Source organism: Polaribacter sp. 2305UL8-11 (genome assembly GCF_058147165.1).
The window spans coordinates 180,468-203,629 of the sequence record NZ_JBYVJW010000005.1 but is presented as its reverse complement, the minus strand read 5'-3'; the positions used below and the strand labels follow the sequence as shown (position 1 = coordinate 203,629).

19 protein-coding genes are annotated in these 23,162 nt (G+C 28.8%); 14 read left to right on the top strand and 5 right to left on the bottom strand.

The window, feature by feature from the left end; genetic code table 11:
- Window positions 1-15 precede the first annotated feature (15 nt).
- The 4 genes from ACY2RW_RS06575 to porX form a co-directional block, all read right to left on the bottom strand.
- Window positions 16-1,212: an alanine dehydrogenase gene (locus ACY2RW_RS06575; RefSeq protein ID WP_490121910.1), complete on the bottom strand. Its 1,197-nt coding sequence runs from the start codon at window positions 1,210-1,212 to the stop codon at window positions 16-18.
- Between the two features lie 7 nt (window positions 1,213-1,219).
- Entirely contained in the window at window positions 1,220-1,627 is a 408-nt protein-coding gene (tsaE, locus tag ACY2RW_RS06570; RefSeq protein WP_490121909.1) for a tRNA (adenosine(37)-N6)-threonylcarbamoyltransferase complex ATPase subunit type 1 TsaE, read from the bottom strand.
- 43 nt (window positions 1,628-1,670) lie between these two features.
- Window positions 1,671-2,249 (bottom strand): DUF1287 domain-containing protein, encoded by a 579-nt coding sequence (locus tag ACY2RW_RS06565; RefSeq protein WP_490121908.1) that lies wholly within the window; start codon window positions 2,247-2,249, stop codon window positions 1,671-1,673.
- Between the two features lie 86 nt (window positions 2,250-2,335).
- Entirely contained in the window at window positions 2,336-3,883 is a 1,548-nt protein-coding gene (porX, locus tag ACY2RW_RS06560; protein WP_490121907.1) for a T9SS response regulator signal transducer PorX, read from the bottom strand.
- Between the two features lie 143 nt (window positions 3,884-4,026).
- On the opposite strand from porX, the gene ACY2RW_RS06555 reads away from it, so the two are divergent.
- From ACY2RW_RS06555 to fabG, 10 genes are all read left to right on the top strand, one after another.
- Window positions 4,027-5,250: an HD domain-containing protein gene (locus tag ACY2RW_RS06555; RefSeq protein ID WP_490121906.1), complete on the top strand. Its 1,224-nt coding sequence runs from the start codon at window positions 4,027-4,029 to the stop codon at window positions 5,248-5,250.
- A gap of 45 nt (window positions 5,251-5,295) precedes the next feature.
- Window positions 5,296-6,339, top strand: coding sequence for a UDP-3-O-(3-hydroxymyristoyl)glucosamine N-acyltransferase (gene lpxD / locus ACY2RW_RS06550; protein WP_490121905.1), 1,044 nt, complete (start codon window positions 5,296-5,298; stop codon window positions 6,337-6,339).
- Window positions 6,332-7,723, top strand: a complete 1,392-nt coding sequence (locus ACY2RW_RS06545) for a bifunctional UDP-3-O-[3-hydroxymyristoyl] N-acetylglucosamine deacetylase/3-hydroxyacyl-ACP dehydratase (RefSeq protein ID WP_490121904.1) — start codon at window positions 6,332-6,334, stop codon at window positions 7,721-7,723. The genes lpxD and ACY2RW_RS06545 overlap by 8 nt, the downstream gene beginning before the upstream one ends.
- Window positions 7,724-7,726: 3 nt before the next feature.
- Complete coding sequence (gene lpxA, locus ACY2RW_RS06540; RefSeq protein WP_490121903.1) at window positions 7,727-8,512, top strand: acyl-ACP--UDP-N-acetylglucosamine O-acyltransferase; 786 nt, start codon at window positions 7,727-7,729, stop codon at window positions 8,510-8,512.
- Window positions 8,513-8,597: 85 nt separating this feature from the next.
- The gene (gene efp, locus ACY2RW_RS06535) at window positions 8,598-9,164 is read left to right on the top strand and encodes an elongation factor P (protein WP_490121902.1); all 567 of its coding nucleotides are present in this window, start codon (window positions 8,598-8,600) and stop codon (window positions 9,162-9,164) included.
- Between the two features lie 6 nt (window positions 9,165-9,170).
- On the top strand, window positions 9,171-9,938 hold the full coding sequence (locus tag ACY2RW_RS06530) for a class I SAM-dependent methyltransferase (RefSeq protein ID WP_490121901.1): 768 nt from the start codon (window positions 9,171-9,173) through the stop codon (window positions 9,936-9,938).
- A 6-nt stretch (window positions 9,939-9,944) separates the two neighbouring features.
- Entirely contained in the window at window positions 9,945-10,874 is a 930-nt protein-coding gene (locus ACY2RW_RS06525) for a UDP-3-O-(3-hydroxymyristoyl)glucosamine N-acyltransferase (protein ID WP_490121900.1), read from the top strand.
- Window positions 10,875-10,981: 107 nt separating this feature from the next.
- Window positions 10,982-11,854, top strand: coding sequence for a succinate--CoA ligase subunit alpha (gene sucD, locus ACY2RW_RS06520; RefSeq protein WP_490121899.1), 873 nt, complete (start codon window positions 10,982-10,984; stop codon window positions 11,852-11,854).
- Window positions 11,855-11,957: 103 nt separating this feature from the next.
- On the top strand, window positions 11,958-14,921 hold the full coding sequence (locus ACY2RW_RS06515) for a M16 family metallopeptidase (protein WP_490121898.1): 2,964 nt from the start codon (window positions 11,958-11,960) through the stop codon (window positions 14,919-14,921).
- A gap of 118 nt (window positions 14,922-15,039) precedes the next feature.
- The gene (gene fabG / locus ACY2RW_RS06510; RefSeq protein WP_490121897.1) at window positions 15,040-15,780 is read left to right on the top strand and encodes a 3-oxoacyl-[acyl-carrier-protein] reductase; all 741 of its coding nucleotides are present in this window, start codon (window positions 15,040-15,042) and stop codon (window positions 15,778-15,780) included.
- 121 nt (window positions 15,781-15,901) lie between these two features.
- Here the strand turns inward: fabG and ACY2RW_RS06505 are convergent, their stop codons facing one another.
- Entirely contained in the window at window positions 15,902-17,407 is a 1,506-nt protein-coding gene (locus tag ACY2RW_RS06505; protein ID WP_490121896.1) for a hypothetical protein, read from the bottom strand.
- 193 nt (window positions 17,408-17,600) lie between these two features.
- Here ACY2RW_RS06505 and ACY2RW_RS06500 point away from each other — a divergent pair, with 193 nt between their 5' ends.
- The 4 genes from ACY2RW_RS06500 to ACY2RW_RS06485 all read left to right on the top strand — a co-directional run bounded on the left by ACY2RW_RS06500 (window position 17,601) and on the right by ACY2RW_RS06485 (window position 23,145).
- Window positions 17,601-19,586 (top strand): VWA domain-containing protein, encoded by a 1,986-nt coding sequence (locus tag ACY2RW_RS06500; RefSeq protein WP_490121895.1) that lies wholly within the window; start codon window positions 17,601-17,603, stop codon window positions 19,584-19,586.
- A 28-nt stretch (window positions 19,587-19,614) separates the two neighbouring features.
- Window positions 19,615-19,953 carry a hypothetical protein gene (locus ACY2RW_RS06495; RefSeq protein WP_490121894.1) on the top strand — a complete coding sequence of 113 codons (339 nt, stop codon included), beginning with the start codon at window positions 19,615-19,617 and terminating at the stop codon, window positions 19,951-19,953.
- Window positions 19,954-20,029: 76 nt separating this feature from the next.
- On the top strand, window positions 20,030-22,186 hold the full coding sequence (locus ACY2RW_RS06490) for a TonB-dependent receptor (RefSeq protein WP_490121893.1): 2,157 nt from the start codon (window positions 20,030-20,032) through the stop codon (window positions 22,184-22,186).
- Between the two features lie 56 nt (window positions 22,187-22,242).
- Complete coding sequence (locus tag ACY2RW_RS06485; RefSeq protein WP_490121892.1) at window positions 22,243-23,145, top strand: cation diffusion facilitator family transporter; 903 nt, start codon at window positions 22,243-22,245, stop codon at window positions 23,143-23,145.
- Window positions 23,146-23,162 lie beyond the last annotated feature (17 nt).

Here is a 23,162-nt window from a genome sequence, read left to right as displayed (position 1 = left end):
CGAGCAGACAGAGTATTATAAAATCAACAGATTTATATCTCTAAAAGGCAAATCAAACCAATTTGCAACTGTTCTGTTGGTTAAAATTCCGTGATAAAAATACATTCCGTTTCTAAGACTTTTATCAAAACGAGCTGCATTTTCGAATCCGCCTTCATCTGCAATATTTAATAAATAAGGTGTAAAAATATTACTAATAGAAAGTGAAGCAGTTCTTGCATAACGTGCAGGAATGTTAGGTACACAATAATGCACAACCCCATGTTTTATAAATGTTGGTGTTTTGTGTGTTGTTACATTAGAAGTTTCGAAACATCCACCTCTATCTATACTCACATCAATAATAACAGCACCTTCTTTCATGGTTTCAATCATTTCTTCTGTACCACAAATTGGCGATCTATTTTTTCCTCTAATGGCTCCAATTGCAACATCTGCACGCATTAATGCTTTTGCAACCGATTTTGGCTGTAAAGTTGATGTATAAATTGGCGCGTTTAAAGAATGTTGTAACTTACGTAGTTTACTAATAGAATTATCAAAAACCTTAACTCTAGCTCCCAATCCTAAAGCAGTTCTTGCAGCATATTCTCCCACAGTTCCTGCTCCAAAAATAACCACACTACTTGGAGGCACACCACCAATATTTCCTAATAATAAACCATTTCCTTTGTTTGTTCCGCTCATTAATTCTGCAGCAATTAAAACAGAAGCAGTTCCAGCAATTTCACTTAAAGATTTTACAATAGGATACGTATTATGCTCATCTTTTATATAATCGAAAGCAACAGCTGTAATTCTTTTTTTAGCTAAACTTTCAAAGTATTTCTTGTTCTGAGTTTTTAATTGTAAAGAAGAAATAAGAACCGTTTGCGGATTCATATATTCAATTTCTTTTTCTGTTGGAGGTGCTACTTTTAAAACAATATTGCATTTAAAAGCTTCCTCTACATCATAAGAAATTTTTGCACCAGCTTCAGAGTATTCATTGTCAGAATAATTTGCATTGTCTCCAGCACCAGTTTCTATAACAATTCTGTGTCCATGAGTACATAGAGCAGAAACTGCATCTGGTGTTAAACAAACGCGTTTTTCTCCTAAATAGGTTTCTTTAGGTAAGCCAATAAACAATTCTCCTTTTTGCTTTTTAATTTCTAGCATTTCTTCTTGTGGAAGCAATTCTTCTTTACTAAAAGGAGAAAATGAACTCATAGTTTGGTTATTTTAGGTTGATGTTTCTTTGTCCGTCCTCTAAAATAGTTAAATGAATCTGAACAGCATCTAAAGGTAGTAAATTTTCGATATTTTCTGGCCATTCAATGAAACACCAATCATTATTATCAAAATATTCTTCAATTCCCATATCTAATGCTTCATTTTCATCTTCTATCCTATAAAAATCAAAATGAAAAACTTTTTCATTTTCAGAAGTTTGATATTCATTTACCAAAGAAAAAGTAGGAGAGGAGATGTTATCCAAAACTTTTAATTGCTTGCACAACTCTTTAATAAGCGTTGTTTTTCCAACACCCATTTGTCCGTAAAACAACAGTTTTTTGTTTTTTGCAACAGCAATAATTTCTTTTGCAACTTCTGCTAAATTTTCTAAAGAATAGTTTTTATTCATAAAAACAAAAATAGTGAAGAAATTAAACTCTCAAATTTAATTTTTAGTTTTTATATCGATAATGCCCAATAATTTTAAAAGAAAACAAACAATCTTCCAAAACTTGACCAGCACCAATATTGTGGACAATTAAATAACGTTTATTGTCTTTCGATTTTTTGTTGACTACAATTCCTGTATGTGTAATTGCACCACCTAAATTCCAACAAACAACATCTCCAGGAATATAATCTTTAGGATTTTTAGTAATTGATTTTACAATCCCTTTTCTTGAGAAGAAAGTCATTAAATTTGGTACTCTTCTATGGTCTATATTTTTATCGGTTTTTTTTAAACCCCAAATTTTAGGGTATTTGCTGAAGTTTTTTTTCATATCCTCATGAACTTCTTTCTGTAAATCTATACCTAATTTTCTGTAAGCTCTAATTACCACATCCGTACAAACACCTTTATCTTTGGGTACGTCTCCATTAGGATAATCTATAGAAAAGTAACTTGGGTCGTAAGTAATTTTGTCTTTTGTTAATTCTAAAGCAGCAATAGATAGTTTATCTTCATCAACTTGTGAAAAAAGAATATTTACTGATAAGAAAAGAAGTAGAATTGAGAATATTTTTTTCATATATCTAGCTATTTTTTAAAATTTACCACATAATTTCATAGAAAATATAGATTTACTGAGGCTGAAAACTGATACTGCCAACTAATTTATTTCGGACTATAAACCACACAAGGAATAATCATTTCCTCTAAAGAAACTCCTCCATGTTGATAGGTGTTTTTATAGTATTTTACAAAATGATTAAAGTTGTTTGGATATGCAAAAAACAAATCTTCTTTTGCAAAAAGAAACGGAGCATTCATAGCAATTGTAGGTAAGAAAATATCTTTTGGATTTCTTACAGCATACACATCTTTTTCTTCGTAAGACAAGCTTCTGCCTGTTTTATATCTTAAATTTGCGCTAATGTTTTTATCACCAATTACTTTGGTTGGGTGTTTACAATTAATAGTTCCATGATCTGTAGTAATAATTAATTTTTGTCCTAATTGTTGCGCTTTTTGAATGATTTCAAACAAAGGCGAATTTTTAAACCAACTCAAAGTTAAACTTCTATACGCTTTATCATCTCCAGCTAATTCTTTAATTACTTCCATTTCTGTTTTAGAATGAGATAAAATATCTACAAAATTATACACAACAGCAGTTAAATCGTTTTGTTTGGTACCATTAAAATTATCAGCTAATTCTTTACCATTTTTTAAGGAAGAAATCTTATAATATTCGTGTTTAATGTCTAAGCCTAAACGTTTTATTTGAGCCGATAAAAATTCGTTTTCATATAAATTCATTCCTCCTTCATCTGTATCGTTTTTCCAAAAATTTGGATGACGTTTTTCCATTTCTGAAGGCATTAAACCAGAAAAAATGGCATTTCTAGCATATTGAGTTGCAGTAGGCAGAATAGAAAAATAGGTGTATTCTTCTTCTTTTTTGTAATGATTATTAATGAATGGCTCTAAAATTCGATATTGATCATAGCGTAAATTATCAATCACAATCCATAAAACACCTTGATCTTTGCTTAATTCTGGAACTACGTAATCTTTAAATAAAGTATGAGAAAAAGTAGGTTTGTCATGAGCCGTTAAAAAATCTTCATAATTCTTTTTGATAAATTTAAAAAACTGATTGTTCGCCTCTTGTTTTTGACTTTCTAAAATGCCCAACATACCAGGATCACTAATGTTTTCTAGCTCTAATTCCCAATGAATGAGTTTTTTATATAATTCTATCCAATCTTCATAAGAATTTACCATTGCCAAATCCATGGCAATTTTACGAAACTCTTGTTGGTAGCTAGAAGTTGTTTTTTCAGAAATTAAACGAGAATTATCTAAGTTCTTTTTTAAACTCAATAAAATCTGACTCGGATTTACAGGTTTAATCAAATAATCTGCAATCTTAGAGCCAATAGCCTCTTCCATAATATATTCTTCCTCACTTTTAGTAATCATAACTACAGGCAAATTGGCTTGTTTTTGTTTGATTTCAGAAAGCGTATCTAAACCAGTTAACCCAGGCATGTTTTCATCTAAAAAAACAATATCAAAATTTTCATCATCTACTAAATCTATAGCATCTGCACCATTTGTACAAGTGGTTACTTTGTAATTTTTACGTTCTAAAAAAAGAATGTGTGGTTTTAGTAATTCAATTTCATCATCAACCCATAAAATATGTATGCTGCTCATATTTAGTTTTTTAATTTAGAGATATTAATATTTAACGTTAAATGTAAGTATTTGTTATACTTTTTAGATTTTAAAAATGATAAAATATTGCCAATTTTATGACATTAAATTGTATTTTGCCATAGATTGATAAAAAACATCTTTTGAATAAAAAAGCACCCAACAAACTAAAAATTTTAAACGACCCAATTTATGGGTTTATTCAAATTCCAAATTCTTTAATCTTTGATATCATAGAACATCCTTATTTTCAGCGATTAAGAAGAATTACTCAAATGGGATTTTCTAATTTAGTCTATCCAGGAGCTAATCATACACGTTTTCATCATGCTATTGGTTGTATGCATTTAATGCAAAAAGCAGTAAGAGTTTTACGATTTAAGCAAGTAGATATTTCTAAAAAAGAAGAAAACGCCTTATATATTGCTATTTTGTTGCACGATATTGGTCATGGTGCATTTTCTCATGCACTAGAGCACAGTATTGTAAATGGTATTTCTCACGAAGAAATTTCTTTAAAATTTATGAAGAAATTAAATGAAGAATTTAAAGGTGAATTAGATCTAGCAATTAAAATATTTGAAGGAAAATATCCTCGCAAGTTTTTATGTCAACTTATTTCAAGTCAGTTAGATATAGATAGATTAGATTATTTAAAAAGAGATAGTTTTTATACAGGAGTTACAGAAGGAAACATTTCATCAGACAGATTAATTGCAATGATGAATGTAAAAAATGATGCTTTGGTTATCGAAAAAAAAGGGATTTATTCTGTAGAAAAATTCCTGATAGCCAGAAGATTAATGTATTGGCAAGTGTATTTGCACAAAACAGGTTTGGTTGCAGAAAATATGTTGGTTAATGTGCTTAAAAGAGCTAAAGAGTTGTCTGAAAAAGGACAGGAATTGTTTGCAAGCACTGCTTTAAGCTACTTTTTAAAAAATCATATAGGTAAAAATAACTTTGACTCTAATACTCTAGAAATGTTCTCTAAATTAGATGATTATGATGTTTTGTCTGCTATCAAAGAGTGGACAAATCATCCAGACAAAGTATTGTCATTATTATCAAAAATGATCATCAATAGAAATTTATTTCGCATAGAAATTCAAAACAATCCTTTTGAAGACGAATACTATAAAAAGAGGTTGCATAAAACGTCTCAAAAATTAAATTTAGATAAAAATGAAAGCCAATTTTTTGTTTTTTCTAAGCAAATCATCAATCAGGCTTACAATTCTAAAAAACCAATTTTTATTTTAAATAAAAAAGGAAAACTTAAAGATATTGCTAAAGCATCAGACCAATTAAATATAAAAGCACTTTCAGAACCTGTGATAAAGCATTTTATTTGTTATCCTAAATAAAATGAGATTAGTCAAATCACTATAAATTTTATATTTTTGCGTTTAATGAAATTTACAGCACAACAAATAGCGGATATTTTAGAGGGGAATGTAGTTGGGAATCCTAATGAAGAAGTTTCTAAACTTTCTAAAATAGAAGAAGGAGAAAAAGGGTCTTTAACTTTTTTATCCAACCCAAAATACAATTCCTATTTATATACTACAAACGCTTCTATAGCTATTGTTAATAATAGTTTTGAGCCCGAAAAAGAAATTAATACCACTTTAATAAAAGTAGAAAATGCATACAAGGCATTTTCTAAATTATTAGAATTTTATAATCAAGTTAAAAATAATAAAACTGGTATAGAACAACCCAGTTTTATTTCTAACTCTTCTAAAATAGGAGAAAATGTTTATTTAGGTGCTTTTTCATATATAGGAGAAAATGTAATTATTGGAGATAATGTAAAAATATATCCTAATTGTTATCTTGGAGATAATACTGTTATTGGAAATAATTGTATCATTTTTTCTGGTGTAAAAATTTATTCAGAAACAGAAATTGGTAATTTTTGTAAAATTCATTCAGGTGCAATTATTGGTTCTGATGGTTTTGGTTTTGCTCCAGATGAAAAAGGAGAGTTTAAAGCCATACCACAAATAGGAAATGTAGTTATAGAAGATAATGTAGATATTGGCTCTGGAGCAACAATAGATAGAGCAACTTTAGGATCTACCATTATTAGAAAAGGCGTAAAATTAGACAATCAAATACAAATTGCTCATAATGTAGAAATTGGTAAGAATACTGTTATAGCAGCTCAAACTGGTATTGCAGGATCTACAAAAATTGGAGAAAATTGTATGATTGGTGGTCAGGTTGGTATTGTAGGTCATTTAGTAATTGGTAATAATGTAAGAATACAAGCACAATCTGGTATTACAAAAAATCATAAAGATGATGAAGTAGTACAAGGAACACCAGCATTTGGTTATTCAGATTTTAACAAAAGTTATGTTTATTTTAGAAATTTACCTAAAATAGCAACAAAAATAAATAATATAGAAAAAGAGTTGAATACTCAAAAATCTACTTTAAATGAGTAAGAAACAAAAAACCATACAAAAAGAAGTTAGTTTATCTGGTGTTGGATTGCACACAGGTAATACAGTTACAATGACTTTAAAACCTGCACCTGTAAATCATGGATTTGCATTTAGCAGAATAGATTTAGAAGGTACCCCAACAATAGAGGCAAAAGCAGATTATGTTGTAAATACACAAAGAGGAACCAACTTAGAAAAAAATGGAGTGCAAATACAAACTTCAGAGCATGTTTTAGCTGCTGCTGTAGGTTTAGATATAGATAATTTATTAATAGAAATAGATTCTTCTGAGCCTCCAATTATGGATGGTTCATCAAAATATTTTGTAGAAGCTTTAGAAAAAGCAGGGATTGAAGAACAAGATGCAGAGATAGAAGAATATGTTGTAAAAGAAATCATTTCTTACAAGGATGAAATTAGCGGAAGTGAAATTATTTTAATGCCTTCTGATGAATACCAAGTTACAGCAATGGTAGATTTTGGTACTAAAATCTTAGGAACACAAAATGCTAACCTAGAAAACATTTCTGATTTTAAAGAAGAAATTGCTGCAGCAAGAACATTTAGTTTTTTGCATGAAATTGAAATGTTGTTAGAAAACGACTTAATTAAAGGAGGTGATTTAAATAATGCCATTGTTTATGTTGATAAAGAATTATCAGGAAGTACAATGGAAAAACTTAAAAAAGCTTTTAATAAAGACGATATTACTGTAAAACCAAATGGTATTTTAGACAATCTTACTTTGCATTGGGCAAATGAGGCTGCAAGACATAAGTTATTAGACGTTATTGGAGATTTAGCTTTAGTTGGTACAAGAATTAGAGGTAAAGTTATTGCCAACAAACCTGGGCACCTTGTAAACACAGTTTTTGCAAAAAAATTAGCAAAAATTATAAAGCAAGAAAAAAGAAATAATGTTCCTCAATATGATTTGAATCAACCTCCATTAATGGATATTCATCAAATTATGGACATTCTTCCTCATAGACCTCCATTTTTATTGATTGATAGAATATTAGAACTTTCTGATAAGCATGTAGTTGGAATGAAAAATGTAACAATGAACGAAAATTTCTTTGTAGGTCATTTTCCAGGAGCTCCAGTAATGCCAGGTGTTTTACAGGTAGAAGCAATGGCTCAATGTGGAGGGATTTTAGTTTTAAGTACAGTACCAGATCCAGAAAATTACTTGACTTTTTTCATGAAAATGGACAATGTTAAGTTCAAACAAAAAGTGTTACCTGGAGATACTTTAACATTTAAATGCGAGTTAATTACACCTATTAGAAGAGGAATTTGTCACATGCAAGCTTACGCTTATGCAAATGGTAAATTAGTTGCAGAAGCAGAATTAATGGCACAAATTGCAAAAAAAAAATAGCACATGAATCAACCATTAGCATACGTTCATCCACAAGCAAAAATTGCTAGAAATGTAGTTATAGAGCCTTTTACAACTATTCATAATAACGTTATTATAGGTTCAGGAACTTGGATTGGTTCGAATGTAACTATAATGGAAGGTGCTAGAATTGGAAAAAACTGTAGAATTTTTCCTGGAGCAGTTATATCTGCAATTCCTCAAGATTTAAAATTTGATGATGAAGAAACCACTGTAGAAATTGGTGATAATGTTACCATAAGAGAATGCGTTACCATAAACAGAGGAACTTCAGATAGATTGAAAACTAAAATTGGAGACAATTGTTTAATCATGGCATATTGTCATATTGCTCATGATTCACTTGTTGGAGACAATTGTATTTTTTCAAACAATTCTACTTTGGCTGGTCATGTAACTATTGGAGATAATGTTGTTTTAGCAGGTATGGTTGCAGTGCATCAATTTGCTTCAGTAGGTAAACATGCTTTTGTAACAGGTGGTTCTTTGGTAAGAAAAGATGTTCCACCTTATGTAAAAGCAGCAAGAGAGCCTTTATCCTATGTTGGTATTAATTCTGTAGGGTTAAGAAGACGTGGTTATTCCACAGAAAAAATTAGAGAAATTCAAAATATATACAGAATTCTATTTCAAAAAAATTACAATTATACCCAAGCAATAGATATAATTGAGGCAGAAATGGAAGCAACTCCAGAAAGAGACGAAATAATTCAATTTATAAAAGACTCTCATAGAGGAATTATGAAAGGATACTTTAATGCGAGTTAACAAAACATAAAATAAACATGGTGTTAAAAAGATTAATTATTCAGTTTTAAAACATCAAAAAAAAAATAAAATACAAAAACTATAAATGGCTACAACATCAGATATTAGAAACGGATTGTGTATTAGATATAATAATGACATCTATAAAATCGTAGAATTTTTACATGTAAAACCAGGAAAAGGACCTGCTTTTGTAAGAACAAAATTAAAAAGTGTTACCAATGGAAAAGTGGTAGACAATACATTTCCTGCTGGTAGAAAAATTGATGATGTTCGTGTAGAAACACATAAATTTCAGTATTTGTATAATGATGGAGAGTTTTATCATTTTATGAACGAAGCAGATTATTCTCAAATTCGTCTTTTAGAAGCTGCTTTAGACAATCCTGGCTTAATGAAAGAAGGAGAAATTGTAACCATTATTATCAACTCAGAAGATAACATGCCACTTTCTGTAGAAATGCCAGCAAGTGTTATTTTAGAAGTAACCCATACAGAACCAGGAGTTAAAGGAAATACAGCTACAAATGCAACAAAACCAGCAACTGTAGAAACTGGTGCAAGTGTAAATGTGCCTTTGTTTATTAACGAAGGTGATAAAATTAAAGTAGAAACTACAAAAGGTACGTACCAAGAACGTATCAAAGAATAATTGTTAATGGCTACTAAAACCAGAGAAGAAATTAATCAGACCGAAAAAGATTACTGGAATGAAGGTAAACTTGATAGGACTAAGATTAAAAAATTAAGAAGACATGCTTTTTTCTATTCTTACAAAAGAGAAAAAAAGATTCTTAATAAACTTTTAGAAGATTTTAACGGACAAGATGTGCTAGAAATTGGTTCTTATACTTGGGCTGCTTGGTTTAATAAAGATACCAAACCTAAAAGTTTAACCTGTATCAATATCTCTGAAGTAGAGTTAGAAAATGGGAAACAACATGCAAATAAGCAGTCATTTCCTGTGAATCATTATTTAATGGATGCCAATAATTTAACCTTTGAAGACGAAAGTTTTGATATTGTTTTTGGAGGAGCCATTTTACATCATTTAGATATCGAAAAATCGATAGGTCATATATATAGAGTTCTAAAACCAGGAGGAAAAGTTGTTTTCTTAGAACCTTTAAACATGAATCCTTTGTACAAATTGTACAGAAAGATGAACCCACAAGAAAGAACTCCAGATGAACATGCTTTGGTTTCTAAAGACTTTAAAATAATTAGAAACAAGTTCACTTTCAATCATTATTTCTTCGACTTTTTTACAGTTGCTTTTGGTTTTATTTCTTTAAAGATTTTTGGAGATAAAAATTATGACAACTGGATAAACAAATTCGGTTATAATTTAGATGTTTTCTTTTCTAAAATCCCTTTTTTACACTCTCTTTTTGCAAGAGTAATAATTTATGGAAGTAAAAAATAGAAAGCAATGAAATTTCAATTTCCACAAACACTTCAAAGCATTGCAACAATTATCAATACTGATTTTATTGGTGATAAAAATTTTGAAATTTTAGGAATTAACGAAATTCATGTTGTAGAAAAAGGAGATATTGTTTTTGTAGATCATCCAAAGTACTATGACAAAGCGCTGCAATCTGCTGCAACTACAATTTTAATTAATAAAAAAGTAGAATGTCCAGAAGGAAAATCATTGTTAATTTCTGATGACCCTTTTCGCGATTTTAATAAGATAACCAAACATTTTAATCCTTTTATAGCATCTAAAGAAAGTATTTCAGACTCAGCAATAATTGGAGCAGGAACAATTATACAACCCAATGTATTTATAGGTAACAATGTTACTATTGGAAAAAACTGTGTTATTCATCCTAATGTTACTATTTATGATAATTCTGTTATTGGAAACAATGTAACCATTCATGCAAATACAGTTTTAGGAGCAGATGCTTTTTATTATAAGAACAGACCAACAGGATTTGATAAATTAATTTCTGGAGGTAGACTAGTATTAGAAGATAATGTAGATTTAGGCGCTTCTTGTACTATTGATAAAGGTGTAACTGGAGATACAACTATTGGAGAAGGCACCAAAATAGACAATCAAGTTCATGTTGGGCATGATACTGTAATTGGCAAAAAATGTTTAATAGCATCACAAACAGGTATTGCAGGTTGTGTTATTATAGAAGATGAAGTTACCATTTGGGGTCAAGTAGGTACAAATAGTGGAATTACCATAGGAAAAGGAGCTGTAATTTTAGGGCAAACAGGAGTTACAAAATCTGTTCCTGGAGGAAAATCTTATTTTGGAACACCTATTTCTGAATCTAGAGAAAAATTAAAAGAGTTAGCAGAAATAAAGCGTTTTCTTAAAGAAAGAAAAAAAGGGAGTTAAATTTTAACTTTTTATATAGATTTTAAATTAGATAATTGTTCAATTTTCTTTTTTAAAAAGATTACAAAGGAGTATTTTTGCATCATTAAATAAAAATAAACAAACCAATGAGTGTTTTAGTAAATAAGAATTCAAATATAATTGTACAAGGTTTTACTGGTAGTGAAGGTACTTTTCACGCAGGTCAAATGATTGATTATGGAACCAATGTTGTTGGAGGAGTTACTCCAGGAAAAGGTGGTCAAGAACACTTAGGGAAACCAGTTTTTAACACAGTTGTAGAAGCTGTAGAAAAAGTAAAAGCAGACACATCTATCATTTTTGTACCTCCAGCTTTTGCTGCAGATGCAATTATGGAATCTGCTGATGCTGGTATAAAAGTAATTATCTGTATTACAGAAGGAATTCCTACTGCAGATATGGTAAAAGTAAAAGCTTATATAGAAAATAAAGATTGTAGATTAGTTGGTCCTAACTGTCCAGGAGTTATTACTCCAGATGAGGCTAAAGTAGGTATTATGCCAGGTTTTATCTTTAAAAAAGGTAAAGTAGGTATCGTTTCTAAATCAGGTACTTTAACTTATGAAGCTGCAGATCAAGTTGTAAAACAAGGATTTGGAATAACAACAGCAATTGGTATTGGTGGAGATCCAATTATTGGAACCACTACTAAAGAAGCTGTAGAGTTGTTAATGAATGATGATGAAACTGAAGCAATTGTAATGATTGGTGAAATTGGTGGAAATCTTGAAGCTGAAGCTGCACAATGGATTAAAGCAGATGGTAATAGAAAACCAGTTGTTGGTTTTATTGCAGGACAAACAGCACCAGCAGGAAGAACAATGGGTCATGCAGGAGCAATTGTTGGTGGAGCAGATGATACAGCACAAGCAAAAATGAAAATTTTAGCAGAAAATGGAGTTCATGTTGTAAGCTCACCAGCTAAAATAGGAGAAATGGTTGCAAATGTTTTAAATTAAACAATAATGATAAATTAAAGTTAAATTTTAACAATATATACTTCTAAAATCCGTTGAATTTGTAAATTCAACGGATTTTTTATTTCAACCCAAATTAAACATTATGAAACAATTTAAAATGCTATGTATTAGCTTTTTATTGGTTGCAGCAATAAGTTGTAAAACTGATAAAGAAAAAACGTACAATGTTACTTCTCAAAAAGATACTAACGGATTAACTTATGAAACTGTAGAAAATGATCCTACAGGTTTAAGACTCTATACTTTAGACAATGGCTTAAAAGTATATTTAAGTCAAAATTCTGATGAGCCTAAAATTCAAACCTATATTGCTGTTAGAGCTGGGTCTAATTATGATCCAAAAGAATCTACAGGTTTAGCTCATTATTTAGAGCACATGGTTTTTAAAGGAACTCATAAAATAGGAACTGTAGATTGGGAAAAAGAGAAAACCTATTTAGACAAAATCTCGACTTTATACGAAGAACATAGAGCAGAAAAAGATCCTGCAAAAAAATTAGCACTATATAAAGAAATAGATAAGGTTTCTTTAGAAGCATCTAACTATTCTGTTGCTAATGAGTATGATAAAATGACTGCATCTTTAGGTGCTACAGGAACAAATGCTTACACTTGGTTTGAGCAAACTGTTTATACAAATAAAATACCTGCGAATGAATTTAATAAATGGGTAGATTTAGAAGCAGAACGTTTCAGCACATTGGTTTTAAGACTGTTTCATACAGAATTAGAAGCTGTATTTGAAGAATTTAACAGAGGTCAAGATAACGATTTTAGAAAACGTTATGCAGCTATGTTAAATGGTTTATTCCCAAAGCATCCTTATGGGCAACAAACTACTATTGGTACAGGAGAGCATTTAAAAAATCCTTCTATGGTAGATATTCATAATTATTTTAATAAATATTATGTGCCAAATAATATGGCAATAGTTTTAGTAGGTGATTTTGAATTTGAACCAACTATCAAAAAAGTAAATGATACTTTTGGTAAGTTTGAAAGAAAAGAATTAACGCACCCTACTTTACCAAAAGAAGAACCAATTACAACTCCTGTTGTTAATGAAGTTTTTGGACCAACATCAGAATCAATTTCTATTGCTTACAGATCTGGAGGTGTAAATACAGAAGATGAAAAAATGGTAACTTTAGTAGATATGATTATGTCTAATGGAAATGCAGGTATTATCGATTTAAATTTGAATCAAAAACAATTGGTGCAAAGAGCTGGTTGTTCTCCTACATTTTTAAATGATTATGGATATCATACTTTTACAGGTTCTCCAAAATCTGGACAGACTTTAGACGAAGTGAAGGATTTACTTTTAGCACAAATAGAAAAATTAAAAAAAGGAGAGTTTGATGAGTGGATGATTGATGCTGTTGTAAATGATTTAAAATTGAGTGAAACAAGACAATATGAAAATAATTCTGCTTTAGCAGATAAATACGTAGAAGCATTTATATATCAACAAAACTGGGCAGATAGAGTAAAGTTTTTAGACGATTTAAAGAAAGTTTCTAAACAAGAATTGGTAGATTTTGCAAATAAATTTTATCAAAATAACTATGTTGTAACTTATAAAAGAAAAGGAGAAGATAAAAATATTGTTAAAGTACAAAACCCAGGTATTACACCAGTAAACTTAAACAGAGACAAAAGTTCAGAATACATTAAAGCCTTTAATAAAATAGAATCTGCTCCTTTACAACCAAAATTTGTAGATTATAAAACAGCTATTAAAGAAACTAAAACCAAAAACGGAATTAAAGTTTCTTACGTTTTAAATGAAAAAAATGATTTGTTTAATATGAACATCATTTTTGATATGGGTAGTGATACAGATAAAAAATTATCTTTAGCTGCTGGTTATTTAGAGTATTTAGGTACAGATAAATATACTAATGAAGCATTAAAAAAAGAGTTTTACAAATTAGGAATTTCTTACTATGTAAGTACTGCAGCAGATAAAACTTATGTTGGTTTAAATGGTTTAAAAGAAAACTTACCTAAAGGTTTAGAGTTGTTAGAGCATTTATGGGACAATGCAAAAGCAGACCAAGAAGCGTATGACAAATATGTAGAAAAAATTTACAAAGGTCGTCAAGATGGAAAAACCCAAAAAGGAAATATTCTTTGGAATGGTTTAATGAATTATGGAAAATATGGTGAAGATTCTCCTTTAAGAGATATTATCCAAATAGATGAATTAAAAGCTTTGAACCCAGAAGAGTTAGTGGCTTTAGTAAAAGACATGAAAAATTACAAACAGCGTATTTTTTACTATGGTAAAGACATAGACAATGCAGTAAGTGCTTTAAATAATCATCATAAAATTTATGGAGATTTAAAAGAATACCCAGCACCAAAAGAGTACAAAGAAACAGAAACTGGAGGCAATGTATTCTTTACAGATTATGATATGGTGCAAACAGAAATGTTATTTTTAGCCAAAGGAGAGCCATTTAAAGCAGAAAATATGGCAGCATCATCATTATTTAACACCTATTTTGGTAGTGGTTTATCATCTATTGTATTCCAAGAAATTAGAGAATCTAAATCTTTAGCCTATTCTGCATTTGCTTCTTATAGTAATGCTTCTAAAAAGAATTCTCCTAATTATGTAATGGCTTATGTGGGTACACAAGCTAATAAATTAGAACAGGCTGTAGATGCAATGATGGATTTAATGAACAATATGCCAGAAGCAGAAAAGCAATTTAATGCAGCAAAAGAAGCTACTTTAAAGAAATTAGCAGCACAAAGAATTACAAAATCTAATATTTTCTGGTCTTATGAAAGGTTAAAAAAGCTAGGTATAGATAATGATAATAGAGAAGTGATGTACAACACCATAAAAAATATGACAATGAAAGATTTAAAAGATTTCTTTAACAAAAATATTAAGGGAGAATCTTACAATGTTATGGTTATTGGTAACAAGAAAGATTTAGATGTAAAATCACTTAAAAAATTAGGTAAAATAAAAGAATTAGAAGTAGATTATCTATTTAATTATGTAGATAATAAAGAAGTAAAACAATAATTTTAATTCTCATTATTTTACAAAATTTAATTTAGTAAAATACAAAACTCGTAAGTATAACATCACTTACGAGTTTTTTTATTTTAGTATCTTTGTCACTTTAAAAATAAGGAAACAAATGAAATTATTAGAAAACAAATCTGCAATTATTACTGGTGCTACAAGAGGTATAGGACGTAGTATTGCAGTAGAATTTGCTAAACAAGGTGCAAACGTAGCTTTTACTTATAGTTCTTCTGTAGACGCTGCAAATGCTTTGGAAGAAGAATTGAAAGCTTTTGGAGTTTCTGCAAAAGGATACCAATCTAATGCAGCAAATTTTGATGCAGCTCAAGAACTAGCAAAAGAAGTTTTAGCAGAATTTGGTACAATAGATATTTTAGTAAACAATGCTGGTATTACAAAAGACAATCTGTTAATGCGTATTTCTGAAGATGATTTTGATAAAATAATTGAGGTAAACTTAAAATCTGTATTTAATTTAACCAAAGCAGTTATTCGTCCTATGATGAAACAAAGAGCGGGTTCTATAATAAATATGAGTTCTATTGTTGGTTTAAATGGAAATGCGGGTCAAGCTAATTATGCAGCTTCAAAAGCAGGTATTATTGGGTTTTCTAAATCTGTGGCTTTAGAATTAGGGTCAAGAAATATTAGAAGTAATGTAATTGCTCCAGGTTTTATTGAAACTGAAATGACAGATAAATTAGATGAAAAAGTTGTACAAGGTTGGAGAGATGGAATTCCTTTAAAAAGAGGAGGACAGCCAATAGATGTAGCAAATGCATGTGTATTTTTAGCTTCAGATATGAGTGCTTATATTACAGGACAAACATTATCTGTAGATGGAGGAATGTAAAATAGGATAAAAAACAAAAAAATATAAAAACCTGTAACAATTTAACGTTACAGGTTTTTTAAAGATATTTGTCTCTTCCTAAAATAGTTTTACACCACAAACATTATATAATGGATAAAATTTAATCTAAACACTTTAGCATCATGATTCGCTTCTTACCTCTTGAATGGTTATACATTAAAAATTTTCCATCTGCATAAGAACCTCTGTAAGGAATGTAAAGTGTCTTACCTTTATTATTTTGAATTTTCTCATGAGTAACATTACCTTCTTTATCAAATAGAAATAGATATAATGAACTGGATTCGAACAAGCCTTGAGAAACCTTTAAGCGACCATCATCTTTTTTAACTAAATTTTTACCAGAATTTAAAAGCACATGTAGTTTATCATTATGCAAGAAAACGTTGTAAGATGGTTTATTATCACGTTTAAATAGACTTCTTCCCCAAACTAAATTTCCATTTTGGTCTAACTTTGTTATTAAAATATCATTATAATTATAAGTTGTTATATAATAACCTCCATTCATACCATTGTTAACATAAGATTGTGTTATGTAAAACTCTTCTGCTATTAAATAGGTGTTGTTTTCTGAATCTACTAATATATAATCTAAATAAAAACTGGTTAATTCAGAATCTTTTTTTCTATTCATATTCCTATAACCATATAAATCTTCGAAAACTTTAATTGGCAATCTCTGCTTTTTTTTATTGATATTGGCCAATTTATTTTTATCTACATCAAATATACTAACACCTTTAATCCCAAAAACTTTATCTTGTGAATAATACCCAATTAACCTAAGTTGATTGTTGTAGAACGATACATTTAAATCCTTTATATATTCATCTTCCGTTAATTTAATAACACCAGTTTCTATATTGTTTTTATCTATTTTACAAATAATATAAGAATAATTAGCTTTATTATTTTTACGCTCTCTTTTCCCTTTAAAATACTCCTTACCAATGTTATAGACAATAGCGTTATTATCGACTATCATGTCACTAGAAGTGTAATATTTGTCCTTATTATTAAAATAATTTTTAGTGTATAATAATGATAAATCTTCTGCATTAAAAACATGTATGTCGTAAGAATTTGAATTCCTTTTAACATTATCTGTAGCTATTGCAATAAAGTTATTATTAGGTGATATAGAAAAATTTGTTTGTCTTTTATTTCCACCAGAAAATAGTGGTGATTTCTTTTTTACTTCTTTTTCTAGTAAAATAGTTTTTTGTATACTATTAGCATCTATATTATAAGTATAACATTTTAGTATTCTTATTTTTTTTGTAGGACTTTCTACCATAAAAATTCTTAATTTATTATTGGACATTAATTCTCCAACAAAATTTTCTTTTCTAGAAAGTTTAATATTTAGAATTTTTTTTCCTTTAGCATTCTCATCAAAAGTTTCAAAAATAAGATAATCTTTACTTTTTCTAGCAATAACAGACAGTTTTTCTTTTGTAGAATAAATACTTAAAATACTAGTTTTAGAGAATTGATCTTTATATTTCTGACTTTCTATTATCTTAAAATGAGAAGTTTGAGAATATAATTGAGTTAGATTAATAAGAATTAAGAAAATAAATGATTTTAAAATAATCTTCATAAAGTTTTTGTTTTTCGCAAAACTAATAATTAATTTATAATTAATAAACTATTAGTTTTTTAATAAACTTCAGCAAAATTATATTTATTTAAGTAGTACAGATTTTCTTTTTAAAATAGTTATTTATATCTTTCACAATAAATAAAAATCGTTGCAAACTACTTCCATTTTATATATCATTTTAGCATTTTTATTGAGTATAGCAATTGCCTATTTTCAATATTATTATAAAGTTAAAAATACTCCAAAGATTCATATTTTACTGGCTTTATTAAAAACTTTAGCGCTTTTTTTATTGATTTTACTATGGATAAACCCCACAATAAAAAATACTGAAATTATAAACACAAAACCAGTTTTAGCAGTTTTGGTTGACAACTCTAAGTCTTTACCTTTTTTTAAAGAAGATGCTTCTGTAAAAGAAGTTGCAGAATTTATTAAAAAAGACAATCTATTAAATGATAAGTTTGATATTAAAGAATTCACTTTTGGTAAATCTTTAAACATAAAAGATTCCATTTCTTTTAATGAAAGCGAAACCAATATTTCTGAAGCGATTAAACAGACTAATGAACTGTATAAAGATAAAATTGCGCCAATTTTACTATTAACAGACGGAAATCAAACAGTTGGTAATAGCTATGAGTTTATCAACTCTAAACAAAATGTATATCCTATTGCTTTTGGAGATACTGTAAGTTATAAAGATTTAAAAATAAGCCAGTTAAACGTTAATAAATACAGTTATATTAAAAATAAATTTCCTGTAGAAGTATTTATTAATTATGATGGAAAAGAAGCTGTTTCTTCACGTTTTTCTATTTATAAAAACGGAAAAACAGTTTTTAGTAAACGATTACAGTTTTCTGAGAAAGAAAACTCTAGAAGTATTACCACAAATTTAACTTCAACCAAAGAAGGACTTCAATATTATACTGCTTCAATTGCTAAAATTGATGGAGAAAAAAACACAAAAAATAATACGAAAAACTTCTCTGTAGAAGTTATTGATGAGCAAACCAAAGTTTTGATTTTAACTTCAGTGTTGCATCCAGATTTAGGAGCTTTTAAAAAGTCTATAGAAAGTAATAAACAACGTTCTATAGACATTTTTAATATAGACAAATTTAAAAATCAATTAAAAGACTATCAATTAGTTATATTGTATCAGCCAAATAATAGATTTAATCTTTTTTTTAATCAAATTTTACAAGAAAATAGCAACTATTTTTTAATTTCTGGAGCAAGTACAGATTGGAATTTTATCAATAGTAAACAATTGGGTTTTACAAAAAAAAGCATCAATCAAACTGAAAATTATGGAGCTATTTATAATGATGGATTTCTAACTTTTTTACAAAAAAACATCAGTTTTAATGAGTTGCCACCTTTAAAAGACAAGTTTGGAGAGATAACTATAACAAAAGAACATCAAAATTTATTATATCAAAATATAAATGGAGTAGAAACACAACAACCTTTTCTTACTACTTTTGAGCAAAATAATCAAAAAACGGCTGTTTTATTTGGAGAAGGTATTTGGAAATGGAGAGCAGCAAGTTTTTTAAATACAAATTCTTTTCAAGATTTTGATGAATTTTTAGGAAATTTGGTTCAATATTTAGCATCAAACAGAAAAAGAAGTCGTTTAGAAATAAATGCAGAAAGCTTGTATCCTGCTAATTCAACAATTAATATAGCTGCATTTTACACAGATAAAAACTATAAATTTGATGCAAGAGCGTCTTTAGAAGCTACAATTACAAATTCTAAAACTAAAAAAGTAACAAAGGTTCCTTTTTCGTTATTAAATTCTTCCTATCAAACAGCAATAGAAAATCTTCCTTCTGGAGATTATAATTATAAGGTTTCTGTACTTGGACAAAACATTCATAAATACGGAAGATTTAAAATTACAGATTATCAAATTGAAGAGCAGTTTACAAATGCAAATACAAATAAACTTCAAAAATTAGCCAATAGAACAGGAGGGAAGTCTTTTTATAAAAATCAATTAGAAGCTTTAAAACAAGAACTATTAGCTAATAAAACGTATTATACTTCTCAAAAGTCTGTTGTAAAAGAGCAAAACTTAATCGATTGGAAATGGATATTATTTTTTATTATTATTTTGTTTAGTACAGAATGGTTTGTGAGAAAATACTATGGAAAAATCTAAATTTTCCGTATTTTTGTAGTATCAAATTATGAAAAATTTCTTTATCATAATATTCAGTTTATTGTTGCTTGCACCTCCAATTCAAGCGCATACAGATACTATTGTCTATAATGATGTCATAGAAAATCATGTAGATGTAGCGAATACTCATGAAGAAGAGCATCATAAAAACGATACTGAACATGAAAAGAATACAGAACATCATCATCATTGTAATTCTGTAAACCTTGTAAATGTTTTTATTTCCACTGAAAATCAATTAGATTTAATAGCAACTTACCAACTAAAGGAAGCTATTATTTATTATGAAAACCCTAATTATTCTTCTTATTTAGATACTGTTTTTCAGCCTCCAAAAAATTCTTAAATTATATTTAAAATGCATCTTTAGTCAATTAAAGATGTCTATTTACTACACAATTATAATTTAAAAATTAATTAAAATGATTAAAAATATATTCGTAATCCTATTTATAGGGTTATTTGTCAATACATCATTGGCACAAAACAAGATACAAGTAAAAGTAATTTCTGAAGAAACAAAAGAAATAATTTTTGGGGCAAACGTGTTTATAAAAAACACAACAATTGGCAATACAACAAATTTTGATGGTTTAGCTATTTTACAGAACATTAAAAGTGGAAAACAAACAGTTGTAGTTTCTTATGTTGGTTTTAAAACTGTGGAAAAACAAGTAGAATTCCCTGTAGAAAATCCAATGCTAATAATTGCTTTACGTGAAGACGAACAAATGTTAGAAACAATTGTAATTCAGTCTACTAGAAGTAAAAGAAGTATTGCTAAAATACCTACAAGAATAGAAGTTGTTGGCTTAGAAGAATTGGGCGAAAAAGCAGTTATGAATTCTGCCAATATTGCTATGATTTTAAGAGAAAGCACAGGAATACAAATGCAACAAACATCTGCAAATTCTGCAAACCAAAGTATTAGAATACAGGGTTTAGATGGCAGATTTACACAACTTTTAAAAGATGGATTTCCTTTATTTGGTGGTTTTTCTAGTGGTTTAAGTATCATGCAAATTCCACCTTTAGATTTAAAACAAGTTGAGATTATTAAAGGAAGTTCTTCTACTTTATATGGTGGTGGAGCCATTGCTGGCTTGGTAAATTTAGTTTCTAAAACACCAAAAGAGGAAGCAGAGCTAGATATTATGTTAGATGTTACTTCTAGAAACGGAAAAACTTTAAACGCTTTTTACAGTAAGAGAAACAGCAAATTTGGGCTTACATTTTACACTTCTGGAAACCTTCAAAAAGTTACAGATGTTAATGCAGACCATTTTTCTGATATTCCTAAAGTAAAGAGTTTTAGTATCAACCCTTCTTTGTTTTATTATCCAAATGAAAAAGAAACTTGGAGGTTAAGTGTAAATGCCAACATAGAAAATAGAATTGGAGGAGATTTAGACGTAATAACTGGTAATTCTAGTGCACAACACACCTTTTTTGAAGAAAATAAATCAGAACGTTATGCAACACAATTAACTTACAATAAAGAAATTTCCGATACAAAAACCTTTATTTTAAAAAATAGTATCAGTTATTTTAATAGAGATTTATTACTACCTAATTATCAGTTTTTAGGAAATCAATTGGCAACATTTACAGAAGGAAGTTATACCATGTTTTCTGATTCATCTGAGTGGATTTTTGGAGGTAACATTATTACAGAAAAATTTAAAGAAAACCCAACAACTGCCATAAATAGAAGTTACAATCAAAATACTTTTGGTGGTTTTGTACAGAATAGCTGGAAATTTAAAGAGAATATGACTTTAGAAAGTGGTTTAAGAACAGATTTTTCTAATAATTATGGAGCTTTTATTTTGCCAAGAGCCTCGCTTTTTATCGAATTTAATGATGCTCTCACCTCTAGAATTGGTGGTGGATTGGGGTATAAAATTCCAACAATTTTTACAGAAGATGCAGAGTTAAGGTCTTACCAAAATGTTTTACCAATTAACACTACAGGTTTTAAAGCAGAAACATCTTTTGGTTTGAATGCAGATATTAATTACAATGCTAAAATTTTGAATGACTATATTTCTCTTTCTTTAAATCAATTGTTTTTCTATACAAAATTAGAAAATTCATTAATTTTAGAACAAAAAGGAACTGATTTTGAATTTGTAAATGCCCAAAAACCATTAAACAGTATAGGTTTTGAAACAAATTTAAAATTGAAGTATAATGACTTTACTTTATTCACAAACTATGCATTTAATGATGTCAAAATGGATAATAACCAAAAAGCATTGACTCCTAAACATAGTTTTGGTGGTGTTTTAATGTATGAAGTACATGATTCTTGGAGAATAGGTTATGAAACTTATTATAAAAGCTCTCAATTAAGAAATAATTTAACAGCAACTCCAGATTACTGGACAATGGGTTTTATGCTGATGAAAACATTTGATAAAATAAGTTTGTATGCTAATTTTGAAAACTTTACAGATACAAAACAGCAAAATTATCAATCTATGATTGAAGCTCCACATAACAACCCAACATTTACAGATATTTGGGCTCCAACAGACGGATTTATATTTAATACAGGAATATTAATAAAACTATAAAAAAATTAGACCAATAATTGCATCTTTACAAGTAATTATTGGTCTATTCATAAAACATGTCACACAATCACACTCACAGTCATAATCACAATCATAGTTCTACAGAAAATATAAGCACTGCTTTTTTTCTGAACCTATTTTTTACAATTGTAGAATTTATAGGCGGAATTTACACCAATAGTTTAGCAATTACTTCAGATGCTATTCACGATTTAGGAGACAGTTTAAGTTTAGGATTGGCTTGGTATCTCCAAAAAACCTCAAAAAAGAAAGCAACCAAAGAGTATTCTTATGGTTTTAAAAGACTTTCTTTGTTAGGGGCAATCATAAATTCTATTGTTTTATTAATTGGTACCATCTATATTATTAAAGAATCTATTCCAAGAATTATAAACCCAGAGCAATCTGATGCTAAAGGAATGATGTGGTTTGCTATTTTAGGAATTATTGTTAACGGAGCTGCAGTATTTAAACTTAAAAAAGGCACCTCTATTAATGAGAGGGTTGTTTCTTTGCATTTATTAGAAGATGTTTTAGGTTGGGTTGCAGTTTTAATAGCCAGCATTATCATGCAATTTTGGGATATTCCTGTATTAGACCCTATTTTATCACTATTAATTGCCATTTATATTTTATACAATGTATTTAAAAATGGGAAAGAAAGCATCCAAATTATTTTACAGAGAGCACCAGTAAAATTGTCTGTAGATAAAATAAAAGCACAAATTTTAAATTATACTGAGGTGAAAAACATTCACGATTGTCATTTATGGAGTATGGATGGCGAATATAATGTTTTAACAATGCATTTAATTGTTGATGAATCTTTAACCTGGAAACAAGCAAAAACTCTAAAAAGTAAAATTAGAAAGGTTTTGCATGATAATTTTAGTCTAGAACACGTAACATTAGAGTTAGAAATTTCTAATGAAGATTGTGAGTACATCCATTGTGTTTGATAAACTTATGTTGTAAA